The organism is Streptomyces yatensis (genome assembly GCF_018069625.1).
Lineage (GTDB): Bacteria > Actinomycetota > Actinomycetes > Streptomycetales > Streptomycetaceae > Streptomyces > Streptomyces yatensis.
Genome location: NZ_CP072941.1, coordinates 10,037,979 through 10,058,413 on the forward strand (window position 1 = coordinate 10,037,979; position 20,435 = coordinate 10,058,413).

Consider the following 20,435-nt stretch of genomic DNA (forward strand, 5'->3'; position numbering starts at 1 on the left):
ATGCTCGGTGGGTTGGACGACCGAGCGGCGCAGGGCCGGAGCTGAGGGGGCCCTTCCGTCCTACGGCGATGGCGGCCCGGGGCCGCGGTACAAGTGGATCGCCCTGTCCAACACCACGCTGGGCGTCCTGATCGCGACGATCAACATCTCGATCATGCTGATCGCGCTCCCGGACATCTTCCGTGGCATCGGCGTGGATCCGCTGCGCCCCGGGAACACCAGCCTGCTGCTGTGGCTGATCATGAGCTACATGGTGGTCACCGCCGTGCTCGTGGTGAGCTTCGGGCGGCTGGGGGACATGTTCGGCCGGGTGCGGATGTACAACCTGGGGTTCGCGGTCTTCACCGTGTTCTCCGTGCTGCTCTCCGTGACCTGGCTGCAGGGCACCTCCGGCGCGCTGTGGCTGATCGGGATGCGGGTGCTGCAGGGTGTGGGCGGCGCCATGCTGATGGCCAACTCCAACGCCATCCTGACCGACGCCTTCCCCGCCGATCAGCGTGGTCTCGCCCTGGGGCTGAACCAGGTGGCGGGGATCGCCGGGTCCTTCATCGGACTGATCCTGGGTGGGCTGCTCGGTCCGCTCGACTGGCACCTGGTGTTCCTGGTCTCGGTCCCCATCGGGCTGTTCGGCACGGTCTGGGCGTACCTGAAGCTGCGGGACACCGGAGTGCGCACCCCGGCCCGGCTGGACTGGTGGGGCAACATCACCTTCGCCATCGGCCTGATCGCCGTGCTGTCCGGCATCACCTACGGCATCCAGCCCTACGCCGGTCACACCATGGGCTGGGGCAACCCCTGGGTGATCGCCGCGATCGCCGGGGGAGTGGCGGTGCTCGGCCTGTTCTGCGTGATCGAGAACCGGGTCGCGCAGCCCATGTTCCACCTGGGTCTGTTCCGTATCCGCGCGTTCACCGCCGGAAACGTGGCCAGTCTGCTGGCGGCACTGGGACGCGGTGGCCTGATGTTCATCCTGATCATCTGGTTGCAGGGCATCTGGCTGCCCCGCCACGGTTATGGCTTCGAGGAGACCCCGCTGTGGGCGGGCATCTATATGCTGCCGCTGACCATCGGGTTCCTGATCGCGGGACCGTTCTCCGGCTGGGCCTCCGACCGGTTCGGTGCCCGTACGTTCACCACCGGCGGGATGCTGCTGGCCGCCGCCACCTTCGTGGCTCTGGAGGAGCTGCCGGTGGACTTCGGCTATCCGGTGTTCGCCGCGATCCTGCTGGTCAACGGGATCGCCATGGGCCTGTTCAGCTCGCCGAACCGGGCGGCCATCATGAACAGCCTGCCGCCCGACCAGCGCGGGGTGGGCGCCGGAATCAGCACCACCTTCCAGAACTCGGCCACCGTCCTGTCCATCGGCATCTTCTTCTCCTTGATGATCGCCGGGCTCGCCGGTTCGCTCCCCGGCGCCCTCACCCACGGCCTGACCGCGGAAGGTGTCCCGGCCGCCGACGCGGCCCGGGTCGCGGCCCTGCCGCCGGTCGGGGTGCTGTTCGCCTCGCTGCTCGGCTACAACCCGGTCAGAACGCTGCTCGGACCGCAGGTGCTCGACCATCTGCCCGCCCACCACGCGGCCTATCTCACCGGGCGCGGCTTCTTCCCGGCGCTGATCTCCCCGCCGTTCTCCCAGGGCCTGTCCGCCGCGTTCGACTTCGCCATCGTGGCCTGTCTGGTGGCCGCCGTGGCATCGCTGCTGCGCGGCGGGCGGTATGTGCACAAGGGCGGGCCGAAGCCGCTTGCCCCGGCGGGGGTGGCCGCCGCCCGGGGCGGCACCGCGGACACCGCCGGTACCGAGGACGTCGCGGACACTTCCCGCCACCCGGCGCCCGCGCCCCGGCAACCGCCCCCGCCGAAGTCCGGGCCACCGCCCCCGCATCCGTCATCGCCTCCGTCGTCACCCGGCGGGGGAACGGGACCACCACCCGAGGAGCCGAGATGACCGCGCTCGACCCCACCACCCCGGGCCCCAACGCCCCGGGCCCCAACGCCCCAGGCCCCAACGCCCCGGGCCCTGACACCTCAGGTGCCAACACCCCGAGTCCCGCCGTTCCGGAATCGGCGGAGCTGGCCGAACGGCTGCGTTCCGCCCTTCAGCATCTGCTCCCCGGCCTGCGGGGCACCCGGGGCGAACACGGCGATCTCACCCCCACCCGCCAGGCGGCCCTGGGGGCGCTCGACACCCACGGCCCGATGCGCATCAGCGCCCTCGCGACCCGGCTGGGCATCGCCCTGCCGACCACGTCCCGCATGGTCGATCTGCTCGACGCCTCCGGCTGGATCGAGCGCACCCCCGACCCCGAGGACCGCCGTGCCAGCCTGATCGCGCTCACCGACCCCGGCCGTCAGCTCCTCCACACCGTGCGCCACGAGGCCGCCGCCCGGCTCGCCGCGCGGATCGAGACGCTGAGCCCCGAGGAGCAGCGGGCGCTGTACACCGCGCTGCCCGCCCTGGAGTCCCTGGCCGACTCCACGAACCCGCCCACGAAGGCGTAACTGCTCCGGGTCGACGCGGAGCTCTTGCTCAGTTCGGCGGGATGCGGTAGACGGAGACGTGAGAGCGCGACTCGGCGGTGAATTCGGCGCCTGACCAGTCCGCATGCCGGGTCTCCAGCTCGAATCCGGCCAGCTGAGCCATGAGATCGAGTTCGGCCGGCCAGATGTACCGGTGCGGACTGCGGGTCAGCCGAGCCTGCTTGCCGTCGTCGAACCGGAAGTGGTGTGAGACGACGTGCTGGTGCAGTACGTCGTAGGTGTCCAGCCCGATATAGCCGGGCTCGGTTTGACAGACGGTGGCGGTCTGGCCCGGCGGGAGCTTGCGCAGCTCGGGCACCCAGAGTTCGATCACGAACCTGCCACCGGGCGCGAGATGGCGGGCGGCGTTGCGGAAGCACTCCACCTGCTCGGCTTGGGTGAGCAGGTTGGAGATGGTGTTGTAGACGAGATAGACGAGTGTGTACTCCCCGGGAGCCGCGGAAGTCGCCATGTCGCCCACGATCACGGGGATCGTCGCTTCGTCCGCCCTGGTGCGCAGTTGACGGATCATCGGAAGCGACAGCTCGATCCCGGTGACAGGGACCCCTCGTTCGGCGAGCGGGACGGCCACCCGGCCGGTGCCGATGGCGAATTCGAGTGCCGCTCCGCCGTCCGCGAGCTCGGCCAGCCGGTCCACGGCCGGCTCCAGGACCTCGGGCGCGAACATGCCCGTACCGGGCGTGTCATAGCGCTGGGCGGCGTCGACGTCCCAGATCTCCTCCTGGTTCATACCCTCACCATTCACCGCAGGGGTACGCGGTGTCCACTGCTTTTGCCCCGGGGCCCGCGGATCCCCCGGACCCCGGCTCTGTGCTCCTGGAGTGCGCGAGGAGGCGCCTCAGCCAGCGGGTCCGGGCGTCGCGTGCGTCCTTGCTGATGGCCGCCCGCGGCGCCAAGCCGTCGAAACCGTGATAGGCACCGGGCCATACGTGCAGTTCGGCCTGGCCGCCCGCCCGCCAGATCGCGTTCGCGTACGCCACGTCCTCATCGCGGAACATCTCCGCCGAGCCGACGTCGATGAACGCCGGAGGGAGACCGGCAAGGTCCGTGGCGCGGGCAGGGGCCGCGTAGGGCGGCAGGTCCGCCGCGCCGTAGCGGTCACCCAGGAGCGCCTTCCAGGCGGTCTCATGGGAGATGAGATCCCACATCCCGAGGCCCGACATCTGGTGGCTGGAGAACGTGCACCCGCGGTCGTCCAGCATCGGGCACAGCAGCAACTGCCCGAGGATGCCGGGACCGCCGCGGTCACGGACCAGCAGGGCCAGGGCCGCGGCGAGCCCGCCACCGGCGCTCTTCCCGCCGACGATGACGCGGTCCGTGTCGATGCCCAGTTCGGCGGCGTGCCCGGTGGCCCAGAGGAGTCCCGCGTAGCAGTCCTCCAGCGGTCCGGGATACCGCGTGCGCGGTGCCAGCCGGTACGCGACCGAGATGACGGCCATGTCCAGCGGGAGGACCCACTCGCGCAGGATCCGCGGCAGCACCGACCATGCGTTGCCCATGATCATCGCGCCGCCGTGCAGGTAGTACAGCAGCGGCAGCGGTCCTTCCCGCCCGGCGGGCCGCACACTCACCAGCGTGACATCGGGGCCGTCCCGCAGCCCCGGCACGGTGAGCTCCGCCACGTCGAAACGGCCATCGGCCCGGAGGTCCTCGGCCGTCGGCCGGGGGCGGGTCGCGGCATCCCGCTCCTGCCGGGCCGCCAGATTCGCGGGAGTGACCGGCTCTCTGGGCCCGTTGCCCAAGGACTCCAGCGCGGCACCCAGTTCGGGGTCGAAGAAAGGCACGGCCGTCGGCCTCGGGGCGGAAGCGCCCGTACGGGACAGATCCATACCGCGCATCCAAGCATCCGCGGCCACCCGGCGGTACCGGCGCGTCCGGCGACTCGTACACCCGTCGCCGTTCACCTCTCCCGCCGGCCGCAGCCCCCGGAGTCCGGCGGACGGTAGCATTTCGCCCGCGGGCCGCACCAGGGTCGACCGTGGCCGGGGGGAAACGTGGAGAGCACCGGGCAGCACAGCGACTCGCTTGTCGTGCTGACCGCACTGGACGTGGAGTACGAGGCGGTTCGGGCACACCTGGCCGATCCGCGGCCACAACTCCACCCGAGCGGCACCGTGTTCGAGGTGGGACGGCTCGACGGTACGCCGTGGCGGGTGGCGCTTGCCGAGCTCGGCGAGGGCAACCAGGGCGCGGCCGTGCTGACCGAGCGGGCGATCGCCATGTTCCGCCCGCGCGCCGTGGCATTCGTCGGGGTGGCCGGGGCGCTCAAGGACGATATCGAGCTCGGGGACGTCGTCGTGGCCACGCATGTGTACGCGTACCACGGTGGCAAGGACGAGGACGGCGAGTTCCACTCCCGCCCGAGGGTCTGGCCGGTGCGTCAGGAACTCGACCAGCTCGCCCGCTTCGCCCGCAGGTCCGGTTCCTGGACCGGGCTGCTGCCGGAAGGCCCGCCCGGTGCCTCCCGTCCGGCCGTCCACCTCAAGCCCGTGGCCGCCGGGGAGGTCGTCCTGAACTCGGCGGACTCGGCGCTGCGACGGCAACTGCGCCGGAACTACCAGGACGCCGCCGCCATCGAGATGGAGGGCGCGGGCGTCGCGCAGGCCGCCCACCTCAACGCCGCGCTGCCCGCCCTGATCGTCCGCGGTATCAGCGACCGGGCCGACGGGGAGAAGTACGACGCCGATGCCGAGGGCTGGCAGTCGCGCGCCGCCCGCAACGCCGCCGCCTTCGCCTTCGCCGTCCTCCGTGAGCTGCCGCCCGGCGGCGACCCGGCCCCACTCGGGCCGGGGACACCCATGGACCCGGCGCCGGAAGGATTCCCGGACGGGCCGTCGGCTCCGGCTCCCGCTCCGCCATCCGCTCCGGCCCCGCATCCGGATGCGGGGACCCCACCGGATGACACCGGCCCGGCCGCACACCGCCAACTCCAGCGCTGGGCACAGAGGTTCTCCGACGACCTGGATCTCGTGGACTCCCCCCGCCCGGGCCGCGGAACCGGCTCCCCGCCACAGCTCAGCGGCGGACTCTATGTGCGGCGCGCCGTCCAGGACCGATTGGTGGAGGCCCTCTACGACGGTGATCCGAAGGCGGTCCTGGTCACCGGGGACGCCGGGAACGGCAAGAGCAGCCTGTTGTGGGGCCTCGCGCGGGATCTGACCGCCCTGGAGGACGCCGAGGTCTTCCTGGTGAACGCCGCCTGGCTGCTGCGCCCCGTGAGCGGCGCCCCCGGAACCCCCATGCTGGCCCCCGCGACCGTGGTGTCCGGGGCGACGCACGCCCGGACGCGGGGGCGTACACCGGTCGTGCTCCTCGACACCGCCGATCTGCTGCTCCACGACGACTACCACGAGATGGCGCTGCTCGACCTGTGCGAGGACCTCGCCGCCGCCGGTGTCCGCCTGGTGCTGACCTCCCGGCCGGAGGAGGCGAACCGGCTGCGCACCGGCTTCGTCCGGATGTCGCTGGGCCCGTACGACGACAGCGAGATCCCCCACGCCATCCGTGGACACGCCGCGCTCTACTGCCCCGACGCCGTTCCCCGGGACGACGAGGCACGGGTACGGAGGCTGATGGAGCCCGTGGCCCGCGGACTGCCGGTGCGCGAGGTGTGCAGAAGCCCTCTCCAGTTGCGGCTGCTGTTCGAACTCGCCCGGGACGACGGGGCGTTCCCCAGCGCCGAGATCGACGCCACCGGCCTCTACCGCCGCTACTGGGACCACCGGGTCGTCACCGACCGCCGCCATCACGGCAACCGGAGCGCCACCGCGCCGGAGGACCTCTCCGCACTCACCGGCGCGATCGCCGTCGTGCTGATGTCGGCCGGCCGGACCGAGCTGTCACGCGAGGAGCTGGTCGACCGGCTCACCTCGGCACACGGCGGCCCACGCCCTTCCCCGTCGTACGAACCGGCCCGTGTCCGGTCGTCCCTGGAGCTGCTGATCGACCGGGGTGTGCTGGCCAGGGGAGCCTCGGACGGTATCCACTTCTTCCACCAGACCATGTTCGAGTACGCGGCCGCGCGTGGCCTGCTGCACCTCAGCGGGGCACGGGCGCTGCTGTCGCTGTGCGAGTGGGTCGGGTCGCATCCCCGTGACTTCTTCGTCGGGGCGATCCTCGAACAGCTCCTCATGCTCGCCGCCGGGTCCGAGAGATATCGGGGCCCGGTACGGGACACGCTGATGCGGATGGCGGCCCACGCGGACGCCGTCATCCTGCACACCGTCGCCGTGGCCGTCGCGGCGCGGAACCCGGCCGTGGGCGTGTCCGTCGAGCCGCTGCTCGCGACGGCGCCGCACGGTGTCGCCCGGCGGTACGCGGTCCTGGCCCCGACCGTACGCGACACGGACGTCGACGCCCTCCTGCCGCAGCTCCGCGGGCTGTGGGAGAGGAAGGAACCCAGCCTGCGGGAGGCCGTGCTCGAAGCGCTGGAGCGGCTGGCCGCCCAGAACGCGCTCACGGTCCACGCCGCCCTGGCCGACTGGGGCTGCGTACGGGAACTGACGGGGCGCCGTACGGGCGGCGCGGGCATCGAGGTCCTGCCGCGGCTGCTCGTGCTGACGTCACACGTCGATGTGGCATCCGCCCGGAAGGGCCTCATGGAGATGCTCGACTTCGCCCTGTCCCGGGGGCTGGCGGAGCTGGCGTCCGGCGTCATGACCCTGTGGGCCCGGCACTGGGAGACACTGGGCTCGCCGGAGTGGGCAGCCGCCGTCCAGGAGCGTCTCCAGCGGGTGCGCGTCGCGCCGAAGTCGTACGACGTCGAGCTCTTCCAATCGGCCCTGGCCAGGGTGCTGGCCGCCTCATGGACCCACGACCACGGACTCCCCGGTGACCACGGGCTCCCCGCCGACGCCGGTCACGGCCCCGACGGCGGTCCGGCTCCCGGGACCCATCCCTGGACGCACCGCCTCGACCACGCCGTGGCGCTGCTCGAAGCGGACGACCACGACACCGTGGGCAACGCCGGACTCATCGCCGCCACAGCGGTCCTGGCCACGCTGCCGCACGGCCACTGGGCCATCGAGGCCACCCTCGACCGCTGTCTGGAGATCGGCGGGCAAGCAGCGCTCCACGCACTGCAGCACCGGATGGTCTTCCCCCAGTTGCTCCGCGCCGACTGCGCCGCCGCGGAGAGCCTCGTCCACCGGCTCGCGGTCATGCTGAAGGCCCTGCCCTGCCCCGAGAACCAGCCGGTCACGCCCCCACAGCGGCGGGCACTGGTCGCCCGCCGGATCCTCGCCCACCGCGACGTTCCCCCCCACCGCGTCCGGCAGGTCCTGGAACACTCCGGCTGGGACGCCGACTCCGACCTGTGGCTGTCCGGGGACGGTTTGGCCACGCTCCTCCTGCCGGCCGCGCTCGGCGGCCACCCCACCGCGGTGAGCCGGATCGAGAAGGCGACGACCGCCCCCGCGGCCGCCCGGAACCTCGTCCGCCGCTCCCTGCACCGGGCCGTCACGGACTCCGGTCCGCACACCGAGCGCCACATCGGCCTGCTGGTGAACCTGGCGCTCATGGACGCCGACACCGTGCTCCTGGAGGCCCTCACCACCGGCCGGGCCAAGAAGGGCACCGGCCCGCTGCCGCCCCTCGCCCACGAACGGGTGCTGGGGGCGCTACGGGCCGCGGCCCCGGCCCTGACCGGGCTGATCGCGGACGAGATCGCCGAGGGCAACAGCGGAAAGCGGCAGCGCCAGGCACTCACGCTCTGGGAGTGCTCCGTGTCGGCCGGCACCCTCCCCGTGCCCGATCTGCCCCAACTCCTGCCGCGCTACGGCACCTTCTCCGACCAGAAGGCCCGGGCGGCCTTCCTCGGGCTCGTGGGAACCGTCGCCGCGCGCGGACCCGCCCAGTACACCACGGCACACACCTTCCTCTCGGAGCTGGTGTTCGACGCCACGGGAGACATCCCCCCTCTCGACGACGCATCGGCCAGTACCCGGAACGCCGCCCGCAAGGCCCTGCTCCACGCCGCCTGCGAATCCGGCCCCCTCACCCCCTCGGCCCTCACCATGGCCCTCGACCTGGCCTTCGCCCCACCGACCGACGCCGGGCTGATCAGCGGCCTCGGCCAGCTGGTGCGCCGGCTCAGCACCGCACACGGCGCGGCACCCGCCGCCGAGCTGCTGATCCGGGTCATCGGCGCGGCCGTGGCCTCGCAGCAGGGCCGCGCCGCGGAGAACCACCTCGCGAAGGCGCTCCGTGGCGCGATGGACAGCGTCTTCGACCACGGTTCTCCGGCCGTCTACCGGACGCTGTGGGAGCACCTCAAGGAGCCTGGCCCGGAGGACGACGCCGACCACGTCGTCTTTCCCGAGCGGTACGCGCTGGGGCTGGTGAGCTGCGCGGTCCGCCGGTCGTACGCGGCAACCCGCCAGGACCTGGAAGCACTTGTCGCCCATCCGCGGGTGCCACGCCCCACCAAGATGTGGATCGGCGACCAGCTCAGCGCCCGGTCGCGGGAACACACCGAGCACGACCTGAGCTGGGTGCTGGACGGCGAGCTGCCCGGGCGGCCAGTGGCAGGATGTTCGCGGTAGTCGTCATCGAGGTCACGGGTGTGAGCGGGGCCCGTTCGATCGCGGGAGAGCCGAAGGAGCCCGATGAGCCGGAAGAACCACCATGTCGCCGTGCTCGTGCTCGAAGGCGCCAAACCACTCGACGTCGGCATCCCGGCGCAGGTGTTCTCCAACCGGCCGAGCATGCCCTACGAGGTGCGGGTGTGCGGCGCCGCGCCCGGGCTGGTGACCGGCGGCGACGGCCTCTCGTATCACGTGGCGGAGGGGCTCGAGGCGTTCGAGCACGCCGACACCGTCTTCATCCCCGGCTATCGGGAGCCGGCGACCACGGAACCGCCGGCGGCGGTCGTCAGCGCGCTCATGGCCGCCCACGAGCGCGGGACCCGGCTCGCGGCCATCTCGACGGGGGCGTTCGCGCTGGCCGCGACGGGTCTGCTCGACGGCAAGCGGGCGACGACCCACTGGCACTACACCAAGGCGCTCGCCGAGAGACATCCGCTCGTGCGGGTGGACGAGAACGTGCTGTTCGTGGACGAGGGCGATGTGCTCACCTCGGCGGGTGCGGCATCCGGCATCGACCTGTGCCTGCACCTGGTGCGGCGCGACCAGGGCGTCGGGCTCTCCAACCACGTGGCCAGACGGCTGGTGGCGGCGCCGTATCGCAGCGGGGGACAGGCGCAGTACGTTCCCCGGAGTGTGCCCGAGCCGCTCGGCGACCTGTTCGCGAGCACACGGGAGTGGGCCCTGGCGCATCTCGCCGAACCGCTGACCCTCGAAGCGCTCGCCCGCAACGCACGGGTGTCGGCGCGCACCTTCTCGCGGCGGTTCGTGGAGGACACCGGCTACACGCCGATGCAGTGGGTGCTCAGGGCACGGGTGGACCTGGCCCGCGAGCTGCTCGAACGCACCGATCTGGGCGTGGAGCAGATCGCCGACCGAGTCGGCCTCGGCACCGGCGCGAATCTGCGTCTGCACTTCCACCGCATTCTCGGCACCTCCCCGACGGAGTACCGCCACACCTTCTCGGCCTGAGCTTCCCGAGCGGTGTGCGTGCCTGCCGAGGGCTGGCGGGATCCTTGCGTACGGTGGCGTTCAGGCCGCTGTCGGCCCCGGATCCGGGTGCCGACGATGGGGGAGGAACGAAAGGAACCTCCATGACCCGCATCGCCGTCAATGGATTCGGCCGCATCGGACGCAACACCCTCCGCGCCCTGCTGGAGCGCGACAGCGATCTCGAAGTGGTCGCCGTCAACGACCTCACCGCCCCCGAATCCCTCGCGCACCTGCTCAAGTACGACAGCGCGCTCGGCCCCCTCGGCCGCTCCGTCGAGGTCGATGGAACCGACCTCGTGGTCGACGGCCGTCGCATCAAGGTGCTCGCCGAGCGCGAGCCCGCCAACTTGCCGTGGGCCGAGCTCGGCGTGGGCATCGTCCTCGAGTCCACCGGCCGCTTCACCGCGGCGGATGCCGCCCGCGCCCATCTGCGTGCCGGTGCCCAACGTGTGCTCGTCAGTGCGCCGTCCGCGGGCGCCGACGTCACGCTCGCCTACGGCGTGAACACCGATGCCTACGACCCCGCCGAGCACGTGATCGTCTCGAACGCCTCGTGCACCACGAACGCACTGGCCCCGCTGGCGTCCGTACTGGACGACCTGGCCGGTATCGAGCACGGCTTCATGACCACGGTGCACGCCTACACCCAGGAGCAGAACCTCCAGGACGGCCCGCACCGCGACCTGCGCCGCGCCCGCGCCGCCGGGGTGAACATCGTGCCCACCACCACCGGGGCCGCCAAGGCCATCGGCCTGGTGCTGCCGAACCTCGACGGCAAGCTGTCGGGCGACTCGATCCGGGTGCCGGTCCCGGTGGGCTCGATCGTGGAGCTGAACACCGCGGTCTCCCGGGAGGTCAGCCGCGACGAGGTGCTCGCCGCCTACCGCGCCGCCGCCGACGGCAAGCTCAAGGGCATCCTGGAGTACTCCGACGAGCCGCTCGTCTCCAGCGACATCACCCGCCGCCCGGCCTCGTCGATCTTCGACGCCGCCCTCACCCGTGTCGAGGGCAAGCACATCAAGGTGGTGGCCTGGTACGACAACGAGTGGGGCTTCTCGAACCGCGTCATCGACACGCTCGAACTGCTCGCGCGCGACTGAACACGCCGATTGACTGACCGTGAGGGGCCGGCATCGACCGGCCCCTCACCCTTGCGGCGTGTGCCCGGCCACGCGTTCAGGTACGGTCCGCACCGCGCGGGGAGGGCCGGGTGCGGGTCGCGTGGATGGAGCCGAGCAGACGCAGGGCTTCCGCGCTGCTGCCGCCGGGCTCCGCGTGATAGATGACGAGTTGCTGGCCCGGGGCCTCTCTCACATCGAACGCCTGATAGCTGAGAGTGAGGGGGCCGACGTCGGGATGCAGGAACCGCTTGGCCTCCTGGGTCTTGCCGCGCACGGTGTGGCTGCCCCACAGGCGGGCGAAGTCCGCGCTGTTCGCGGTGAGCGTGTCCACGAGCCCGTGCAGGCGCGGGTTGTCCGGCTCGTAGCCCGCCGCCTGGCGCAGATTCGCGACGGTGGCCTGGGCCGCCCGGTCCCAGTCCTGGTAGAAGGTGCGGCCCGCGGGGTCCGCGAAGGCCATGCGGGCCAGGTTGTCCGCCGGATGGAACGGTGAGTAGAGGGCGTCGGCCAGCGCGTTGGTGGCGAGGATGTCCAGGGTCCGGTTGAGCACGAAGGCAGGCGTGTGCGGATAGCCGTCCATCAGCTGCCGCAACCCGGGGCTGACCTGGTCGGGCACGCGGACGGCGGGGTCGTCGGGCACCGTGCCGGCGAGCCGGTACAGATGGCCCCGGGCGTCGTCGTCGAGGCGCAGCGCACGGCTGAGCGCGTCGAGCACCTGCGCGGAGGGGCGGCGCTCCCGGCCCTGTTCCAGGCGGGTGTAGTAGTCGGCGTTGATGCCGGCGAGCACCGCGACCTCCTCACGGCGCAACCCGGGAACGCGGCGGGTGCCGTAACTCGCCATTCCCACCTCTTCGGGCCGTAGCCCAGACCTGCTGCCTCGCAGGAAATCTCCCAGGTCGTTGTCAGCCATGACCTCAGGCTACGTTGCGCCCCGACCGGGTGCCTGGGTGTGCCGCACCCAGGCAGAAGGCGTCCTGGTTGACCTCGTGGGCACTGCCCAGACTCGGTGGCGCAGGACAAAGTCCCCCACCAACGAGAGGTGTGCCATGACCACGGATTCGGCGGACGCCCCGGACATCGACGTCGTCGGCATGTGGGTCACCGCGGACGGCCACATCCGCCAGGAGCTGCGTGCGGACGGCCGGTACGACGAAGCGCGTGGCGGGCGCGCCAGTGCATACACCGGCCGCTACTCCGTCAGGGGCAGCCATATCGACTACGTCGACGACACCGGCTTCACCGCGACGGGTGATGTACGCGACGGCGTGCTCCACCACGAACACCTGGTGCTGTACCGCGAGCGGCACCCCGGCTCCTGACGGACCCGAACCACCAACCCCGAACCGCTCGGCTCGGGCGACCCCCATCGAAAGAGAGCAAGAGCATGACGCAGGAGGCCAGCGGCCCCCGCTCGGCACAGATCCCACCGGGCGGCGAGGGCCGGACCGGTCCCCGGCCCGCCGGGCCCGTCGGCGCGACGCCCGGCGCGCTCGCCCTGCTGACCCTGTGCGCCGCCCATTTCATGGACGCCATCGACCTGTCCGACGTGGGTGTCGCCCTGCCCGCCATCCAGGACGACCTGGGCATGTCACCGGCGTCCCTGCAGTGGGTGGTGTCCGCGTACGCCCTCGGCTACGGCGGCTTCCTGCTGCTGGGCGGCAGGGCGGCCGACCTGCTCGGCCGCCGGCGCACCTTCCTGGCTGCCGTCGGTGTGTTCGCGGTGGTCAGCGTGGCGGGGGCGATCGCTCCCAGTGGCGGGCTGCTCATCGTGGCCCGGCTGATCAAGGGCGTGGCCGCCGGGTTCCTCGCCCCGGCGGCGCTGTCCCTGATCACCACCAACTGGCCGGAAGGCCCCGAGCGCGGCAGAGCCCTGGGCTGGTACGCCACCGCGGGCGCCTGCGGATTCGTCGGTGGCCTGGTGCTCGGCGGTGTGCTCACCGAGGTCTCCTGGCGGCTGGTGTTCGCGCTGCCGGTGCCCATCGCGGTGGCCGCGCTCATCGCGGGAAGCCGTCTGCTGCCGCCGGACCCGCCGCCGACCGGGCGGGGCAAGGTCGATGTCGCCGGGGCGCTGACCGTCAGCGGCGGGCTTCTCCTGTGTGTCTACGCCATCGCACAGGCACCGGAGCACGGCTGGACCTCGGTGCGCACCATCGCCCTGTTCGCGGCGACAGCCCTCCTGCTCGCACTGTTCGTGCGCATTGAAGCCAGGGCCGACACACCCCTGATGCCCCTGTCCTTCCTCATCCGCCGCCAGAGCGTGGGCGCCAACCTGACGATCTTCGCGATGTGGGGCGCGTACACCTCCTTCGCGTTCCTCGCCACCCTCTATCTGCAGAACGTGCTGGGCTGGACACCCCTGGAGACGGCCGGTGCCTTTGTCCCCCTCGGCCTGGTCAACGGCGCGGTGGCGCCCTTCGCGGGGCGTCTCGCGGCCCGGTTCGGCGCCCACCGTATGATCGCGGCCGGAATGCTGCTGCTGGCCGCGTCGTACGCCATGTTCTTCCGGATCGGACCCGACTCCTCGTTCGTCTCCGTGGTCCTGCCCGTCATGGTCCTCAACGGCCTCGGCACCGCCGCCACGTTCCCCGCCCTGAACATGAGCGCCGTCACCGGTGTACCCGACCGGGACCAGGGCCTCGCCGGGGCGCTGCTCAACACCTCCATGCAGATCGGCGGCGCCGTCGTGCTGGCCGTCGTCACCGCGGTGGCCGACGCCGGTCAGCGGGCGAACACCACGGATCCACTGGCCGGATACGTCCCGGCCATCGCGGTCATCGTCGGCGCCGTCCTCGCGGGTCTGGCCGCCACCACGCTCATCCGCAACGCCCGAGCGCACACCACCCACCCCGCCACCGCCGCTTCCCACGGTGGCATCGACGAAGGACAGCACCATGACGACAGCCACGCATCCCGCTGATTCCCGGGAGTTCACGGGCAAGATCGCCCTGGTCACGGGGGCGGCACGCGGCGTCGGCAAGGAGACCGTCCGGCTTCTGCACAGCCGCGGCGCACACATCGTCGCCGTCGACCAGCGCCACGATGTGAGGGAACTGGCAGAGCACTTCCCGGGCGTTCACCCCCTGGTCGGCGACATCACGGAAGAGGCCACCGCCCACCGCGCGGTGCGGGCAGCCGTCGATGCCTTCGGCGGCCTGGACATCCTGGTCAACAACGCCGGGCGCACCCTCAACAAACCGGTCACGGAGACGACGGCAGAGGACTGGGACACCGTGATGGCGGTCAACGCCCGGGGGTCGTTCCTCTTCGCCCGCGAGGCGTTTCGCGTGATGCGGGAAAGCGGTGGGGGAGCCATCGTGAGCACGGGTTCCTACACATGCACCGTCGCACTGCCCCAGGGCGCCGCGTACAGCGCCTCCAAGGGTGCCCTGGCCCAGCTGACCAAGGTCCTGGCCGTCGAGGGCGGGCCGCTGGGAATCCGGGCGAACATCGTGGCCGCGGGTGTCATCGAGACGGACTTCCTCGACACGTTCCGGTCCGACAGCCGCGCGTATCTGGCGTCCTTCGCCGACGCCCAGCCGCTCGGCCGGGTCGCCCAGCCCGAGGAGATCGCCGAAGTGCTCTGCTTCCTCGTCTCGCCGCGCTCCAGCTTCATCACGGGCGCCGTGGTCGCGGCGGACGGCGGCTTCACCGCGATCTGAGCGGCGGACCGCACAGTGGGCGCTTACGCCGTGGCAACGGCGTAAGCGCCCACTTGCCATTGCGGGACTGTACCGCCGACCCCAATTTCTCCATGTAGTGCTATATGAGGCATGACCGGCATGGTGAATGCCCTCCGCGAACACGAATGGAATGAGCAATTCCATTTCAACTCCATTGCGCAACTTGTGACTTGCATCACAAGCTCATCCGCAATGGATCACATTTTCGTATCTCTGTGAAACGATGCACCGGTGCTGGCCTCGACGAAGTAGCTCATCGCGAGACAACACCGATCCACGGGACCACCCGAATCCATTTCGGGCGGTAGTACGGCAAATGACTTCTTCAAGTTTTGGCTGGCCGTAACGGGGAGGCGCCAATGCCAACGATGATTGTTATCGGATATAGAGACGATCTCGATCAGGCACTGCGGCGCCGAGACGTGGATCCCTTCTATATCGTCCAGGCGCCCGCGAGCCCGCCGAAGGGCCGGAGATCCATCCGGGTCGCCGACATGGAGAACGCCCAGGAAATATTCCGAGCGGTGCTCTCCGCGCGCCTCGACGATGTGGCAGGGGTGCTGAGTGTCCATGAAATGGGCGTCTTCGGAGCAACCTATCTGCGGCAGCAGCTGAACCTTCCCGGGAACACGGATTCAAAGACGGCACTCTACTTCCGGGACAAGTATCTCCAGAAGAGCAAGCTGCCGTCCCGGGTGAAGCGAGCGCGCTGCCGGCAGGTGTCCATAGGTACGTCGTTCACGGACCTCGCCGATGACCTGGGAGACGTCTTCGTGGTCAAGCCGGCGACCGGGGCCGGCGCGCTCCGTACGAACATCGTCCGTTCTCCGGAGGAGTACGCACAGGCTCTGGCACTGTTCTCCGGTCAGTCGGACGTCGAGATCGTCGCCGAGTCCTTCGTGAGTGCCCCGGAGGTCTACCTCGACGGCGTGTGGGAAAACGGAGACCTCCAATGGTCGTCCATGAGCAGCTACCACACCTCACCGCTCACGGCCGCACAGGGCGGCATCCTGTCCGCGTACGTCCTGGACAGGGGGCGGCATTCGTCTTTGTTCCAGCAGGCGGAGACGCTCGCGAGGGAAGCACTCGGCAGCCTGAACGCACCTGACTGCGTATTCCATTTGGAAGCGTTCACGGAAGAAGAGGGACTGACCTTCGGCGAGTGCGCCATCCGCCTCCCGGGGGCGCTGTCCCCTCAGGTCAACAAGTTGACCTTCGGCGTCGATCTCTTTGACGTCGAAATCAGTCTCGCGCTGGGGGAGGGGGCGGCTGGAGCCCTGCGGGGCCACGGTACGCCGGAGCGCTTCTACGGATACATCCTGCTGCGCCGCCCCGACGGCTGCCATGTGACCCAAAAGGATTTCGAGCGCAACTTCCTTTTCGATGAGATCGATTACGATTCATCGCCGGATGCGCCGATCGGGCCGTACGGCCGCGTGGGACAGGCCATCTTATCCGACCCGGATGAGCTGAAACTGCAGAAGACCATCGAGGACATCGTGCGATTCAACGAGGTCGGCTCCATCTGACCTTCCGGCCAGTCCGGACCGAGCCACCGGCCGGGGATCACCCGGCAGCAACGGAATCGCCTCGTCTCGATCACGCGTGCTGAAGGCGCCAAGCTCCGCCCCAGCCGCATTCAACCGCGCCCCGCCCAGGATCCGCACCCACCGCCGGCGTCACTGTGCGAACCCGACTCCGGTTGCCCTGCTGCGGCGCGCCCCAAGCCCGCTCGCCATGGTTTTCCGTCCCTTCTGATCGGAGGACTTCCCCCATGCCGGATCAACGTCATGCCTCGACACTCCCGCAGCTCCTCCAGCGCGCGGCATCCGACACGACTCGAGGCGTCGTCTTCATCGGCGGCCCGTTCCTGTCCTACGCGGAATTGCGGGAGTGCGCCTGCCGGATCGCGCAGGGGCTGCGCGACCGCGGCACCTCCCCGGGCGACCGGGTGCTCATCGCGGCCAACGATCCGGAGCCCTTCTTCCGCGCCTTCTGGGGGTGCGTACTCGCCGGCGCCGTGCCGTGCCCGATCGCACCGCCGGCCGACCCCTCCCGGTGGCAGGCCCAGCTGGAGCACCTGCGCACACTCCTGGGCGACCCGTTGGTGGTCATGTCCAAGACGGCCCACGGTGACCTGCCCGATGTCGGGCTGCGGAGCGTGACGGTCGAGGAGCTGAGCCATGCCGTGGTCGGGCCCGATCAGCACCATGTGGCCGCGCCGGACGATCTCGCCCTGCTGATGCTCACCTCCGGGTCCACCGGATCGAGCAAGGCGGTCAGGCTTACCCACGCCAATCTGCTGGCGGCCCAGGCAGGTAAGGCGGGAGCGCTGGAACTCGGGCCCGACGACACCTCGTTGAACTGGATCTCGGTCGATCACATCGCCGCCATCGAGGCGCATCTGCTGCCGATGTTCAACGGCGCCGGACAGGTCATGACGACGCCGGCCACGGTGCTGGCGGACCCCGTGGAGTTCCTCCGGCTGCTCACGGCCCACCGGGTGCGAGTGACGTTCACCCCCAACTTCCTGTTCGGGCAGATCAACCAGGCCCTTGCCGGGCGGCCCGCCTCGCGGCAGGAGGTGGACCTGTCGCACGTACGGCACATCATCTCCGGCGGCGAGGCCACCGTGACCGCCACCGTACGGGCGTTCCTGGACACGCTCTCCCTCTACGGGTTGCGCGACGATGTGATCGTGCCCGCGTTCGGGATGACCGAGACATGTGCGGGCAGCGTGTTCAACCGCGACTTCGCCACCCGTGACCTGGCCACGGAGTTTCCCCCGCTGGGCCGCCCGGTGCGGGGCCTGCGGATTCGCATCACCGACGACGGCGGCAAGGTGCTGGCCGCCACCGACCGGCCCGGACCGTCCGAGCCGGGGGAGGTGCAGCTGCACGGCCCGATGGTCTCCGACGGCTACTTCGGCAATGACCGGGCCACCGCGCAGGCGTTCACCCCCGACGGCTGGTTCCGCACCGGAGACCTGGGCCACCTGGACTCTGAGGGCCGGCTGATGCTGGTCGGCCGCAGCAAGGACTCCATCATCGTCAGCGGCGTCAACTACTACAGCCACGACCTGGAAGCGGTCCTGGACGAGCTGGACGGGGTGAAGCGCGGGCAGGTGGCCGCGTTCCCGATACGTCCCGCGGGGGCAGACACCGAGCAGCTCGCCATCGCGTTCGTCCCGGCCGGAAGTGCCGCGGACGAGACCGCCGTGTACCGGACCATCGTGGCGATCCGCAGCTCCACGGTGATGCACTGGGGATTCCGTCCTCAGCTGATCCTCCCCGTCACCGAGGACGAGATCCCCCGTGGCAACCTCGGCAAGGTCCAGCGGTCGCGGCTGCGCACGGCCGTGGAGGACGGGAGCCTGGACGAGGCGGCCCGTCGTTCGGACGAGGTGACCGCGCGGTTCCTCGGCGGCCACGTGGCCCCGGAGGGCGATGTCGAGACCGCACTGGCCGCCATCTACGCACGCGTCCTGGACACCAGCACGGTGTCGTCGACCGCCAGCTTCTTCGACCTGGGCGGAACCTCGCTGGACGTGTTGCGGCTCAAGCTGGAGATCCAGACCGAGTTCGGCATCGAGGACGTGCCGATGTCCACGCTCCTGCAGGCCCCGGCCGTACGAGCGCTGGCCGGCCGGCTGACCGCCGGACAGGGTGCCACCGGAGACGCCACCTACGATCCGCTGGTGCCACTGCAGGTCACCGGAGACGGGACGCCACTCTTCTGTGTCCATCCGGGCCTGGGGGAGGTGCTGGTGTTCGTCAACCTCGCCAAGTACTTCACCGGTGAGCGGCCCTTCTACGCACTGCGGGCCCGTGGCTTCGGGGAGGGCGAGACCCACTTCGAGTCGTTCGCCGACATGGTCTCCACCTATGTGGCGGCCATCCGGCGGGCGCAGCCCAGCGGCCCCTACGCCGTCGCGGGGTACTCCTACGGCGGGGCGGTGGCGTTCGAGATCGCCAAGCGGTTGGAAGCCGACGGTGACCAGGTCGACTTCGTGGGTGTCTTCAACCTGCCGCCGCGGATCTCCGACCGCATGAACGAGATCACCTTCACCGACGGCGCGATCAATTTGGCGCTGTTCCTCGAGCTGATCGACGCCTCCGACATCGAGCGGCTGACCGCCACCCTCCGACCGCTGCCCGAGGCCGATCAGCTGGCCCATCTCATCGACCACGCGCCCAAGCGGCGCCTGACCGAACTGGACCTCTCCGTCGAACGGTTCACCGCCTGGGTGCATCTCGCGCAGAGCATGGTGCATCTGGGCCGTACCTACGAACCGTCGGGCTCGGTCGGCCAGGTGAGGGTCTTCTACTGCACCCCGCTGCGCGGCACCAAGGAGGAATGGCTGGAGGGCCAGCTGAGCCACTGGGACGAGTTCACCCGTGACCCCAACACCTACATCGAGGTCGACGGGGAGCACTACACCCTGATGAGCCCGCAGCATGTGCAGACCTTCCAGGCGATCCTGCGGCAGGAACTGGCCCGCGCGCTCGGCTGAGACGTGCAGAAGGCAACCGCTGACACCACCAGGAGCCGCCGATCATGCAAGGCAAGAAGATTCTCATCACCGGTGGGACCGGACAGGTCGCGAGGCCCGTCGCCGAATCGCTCGCCCTCGACAACGAGGTGTGGTGTCTGGGCCGGTTCGGCGACCACAGCGCCCGCAAGGCCCTCCAGGAGGCGGGCGCCCACACCGCCGTCTGGGACATGGCCACCGACGACCTGGAGGGCCTGCCGCGGGACTTCACCCATGTGCTGCACTCGGCGGTGCACCGGGGCGACGGCAAGGACTTCGAGGAGACCGCGCGCGTCAACGCCGTCGGCACCGCACGGTTGATGACGCACTGCGCCGCGGCCGAGTCGTTCCTGTACGTCTCGTCCGGGGTGGTCTACAACCGAGCCGATCGGACCCATCGGTACCGGGAGAGCGATCCGCTGGGCGGGGCGGCGCCGTGGCTGCCGACCTACCCCATCGCCAAGATCACCGCGGAGGGGGTGGCGCGCGGTCTGGCCGAAGCACTCGCCCTGCCGACGGTGATAGCCCGCCTCAACATCGCCTACGGCCCGTACGGCCACGGTGGCGTGCCCATGATCCTCTTCAATCAGATGCGCAAGGGGCAGCCCTGCGCGGTGCCCCGCGAGGGGCAGAACTACTGCGATCTGCTGCACACCGACGACGTGGTCCGTCAGGTACCGCTGTTGTGGGACGTGGCGCAGGCGCCCGCGCGGGTCGTGAACTGGGGCGGTGACGAGGCGGTCGGCATGACCGATCTGCTGGAGTACATGTCCGAGCTCACCGGAGTGCCGGTGCAACTGGACCGCGGCGATTACAGCCGGGAGACGGCCACCTTCGACCACGGCGTCCGCCGCGACCTGATCGGGGACTGCTCCGTCGGCTGGAAGACCGGTATCGCCCGCACCATGGCCGACCTGTTCGAGGAGTACCGCGACCGCATCGATGACTACGTCGATGCGCACGGAGCCGAGACGTCCCAGTGACGAAGAGGAGT

General features: G+C 70.5%; 14 protein-coding genes. 11 read left to right on the forward strand and 3 right to left on the reverse strand.

All coding sequences use genetic code 11. The features are described 5' to 3' along the window. Positions 1-7: 7 nt before the first annotated feature. Both J8403_RS41840 and J8403_RS41845 read left to right on the forward strand, forming a co-directional pair. Positions 8-1,945, forward strand: a complete 1,938-nt coding sequence (locus tag J8403_RS41840) for an MFS transporter (RefSeq protein ID WP_211127766.1) — start codon at positions 8-10, stop codon at positions 1,943-1,945. Continuing rightward, a complete protein-coding gene (locus J8403_RS41845; protein WP_211127767.1) occupies positions 1,942-2,499 on the forward strand; it encodes a MarR family winged helix-turn-helix transcriptional regulator in 558 nt (185 codons plus the stop codon). Before J8403_RS41840 ends, J8403_RS41845 begins: the two co-directional genes overlap by 4 nt. Before the next feature lie 28 nt (positions 2,500-2,527). Here J8403_RS41845 and J8403_RS41850 read toward each other — a convergent pair whose 3' ends face one another. Both J8403_RS41850 and J8403_RS41855 read right to left on the reverse strand, forming a co-directional pair. Then, positions 2,528-3,268 carry a class I SAM-dependent methyltransferase gene (locus J8403_RS41850; RefSeq protein ID WP_211127768.1) on the reverse strand — a complete coding sequence of 247 codons (741 nt, stop codon included), beginning with the start codon at positions 3,266-3,268 and terminating at the stop codon, positions 2,528-2,530. A 4-nt stretch (positions 3,269-3,272) separates the two neighbouring features. Continuing rightward, complete coding sequence (locus tag J8403_RS41855) at positions 3,273-4,322, reverse strand: alpha/beta hydrolase (RefSeq protein WP_211127769.1); 1,050 nt, start codon at positions 4,320-4,322, stop codon at positions 3,273-3,275. Positions 4,323-4,532: 210 nt separating this feature from the next. Here J8403_RS41855 and J8403_RS41860 point away from each other — a divergent pair, with 210 nt between their 5' ends. From J8403_RS41860 to gap, 3 genes are all read left to right on the forward strand, one after another. Then, positions 4,533-9,080 carry a 5'-methylthioadenosine/S-adenosylhomocysteine nucleosidase gene (locus J8403_RS41860; protein WP_246586251.1) on the forward strand — a complete coding sequence of 1,516 codons (4,548 nt, stop codon included), beginning with the start codon at positions 4,533-4,535 and terminating at the stop codon, positions 9,078-9,080. Between the two features lie 63 nt (positions 9,081-9,143). After that, positions 9,144-10,091 (forward strand): GlxA family transcriptional regulator, encoded by a 948-nt coding sequence (locus J8403_RS41865; RefSeq protein WP_093470917.1) that lies wholly within the window; start codon positions 9,144-9,146, stop codon positions 10,089-10,091. A 122-nt stretch (positions 10,092-10,213) separates the two neighbouring features. Next, positions 10,214-11,212, forward strand: coding sequence for a type I glyceraldehyde-3-phosphate dehydrogenase (gene gap, locus J8403_RS41870; RefSeq protein ID WP_211127770.1), 999 nt, complete (start codon positions 10,214-10,216; stop codon positions 11,210-11,212). Between the two features lie 76 nt (positions 11,213-11,288). Here gap and J8403_RS41875 read toward each other — a convergent pair whose 3' ends face one another. Next, positions 11,289-12,140 carry a helix-turn-helix domain-containing protein gene (locus J8403_RS41875; RefSeq protein ID WP_211127771.1) on the reverse strand — a complete coding sequence of 284 codons (852 nt, stop codon included), beginning with the start codon at positions 12,138-12,140 and terminating at the stop codon, positions 11,289-11,291. Between the two features lie 136 nt (positions 12,141-12,276). On the opposite strand from J8403_RS41875, the gene J8403_RS41880 reads away from it, so the two are divergent. From J8403_RS41880 to J8403_RS41905, 6 genes are all read left to right on the forward strand, one after another. Then, positions 12,277-12,549 (forward strand): Atu4866 domain-containing protein, encoded by a 273-nt coding sequence (locus tag J8403_RS41880; protein WP_211127772.1) that lies wholly within the window; start codon positions 12,277-12,279, stop codon positions 12,547-12,549. A gap of 65 nt (positions 12,550-12,614) precedes the next feature. Continuing rightward, positions 12,615-14,147 (forward strand): MFS transporter, encoded by a 1,533-nt coding sequence (locus J8403_RS41885; protein ID WP_246586252.1) that lies wholly within the window; start codon positions 12,615-12,617, stop codon positions 14,145-14,147. Then, a complete protein-coding gene (locus J8403_RS41890) occupies positions 14,122-14,889 on the forward strand; it encodes an SDR family NAD(P)-dependent oxidoreductase (RefSeq protein WP_211127773.1) in 768 nt (255 codons plus the stop codon). Before J8403_RS41885 ends, J8403_RS41890 begins: the two co-directional genes overlap by 26 nt. A 380-nt stretch (positions 14,890-15,269) precedes the next feature. Further along, on the forward strand, positions 15,270-16,439 hold the full coding sequence (locus J8403_RS41895; RefSeq protein WP_211127774.1) for an ATP-grasp domain-containing protein: 1,170 nt from the start codon (positions 15,270-15,272) through the stop codon (positions 16,437-16,439). Positions 16,440-16,684: 245 nt separating this feature from the next. Then, positions 16,685-19,423, forward strand: coding sequence for a non-ribosomal peptide synthetase (locus tag J8403_RS41900; protein ID WP_211127775.1), 2,739 nt, complete (start codon positions 16,685-16,687; stop codon positions 19,421-19,423). Positions 19,424-19,467: 44 nt separating this feature from the next. After that, positions 19,468-20,424, forward strand: coding sequence for an NAD-dependent epimerase/dehydratase family protein (locus J8403_RS41905; protein WP_211127776.1), 957 nt, complete (start codon positions 19,468-19,470; stop codon positions 20,422-20,424). The last annotated feature ends 11 nt before the right edge of the window (positions 20,425-20,435 follow it).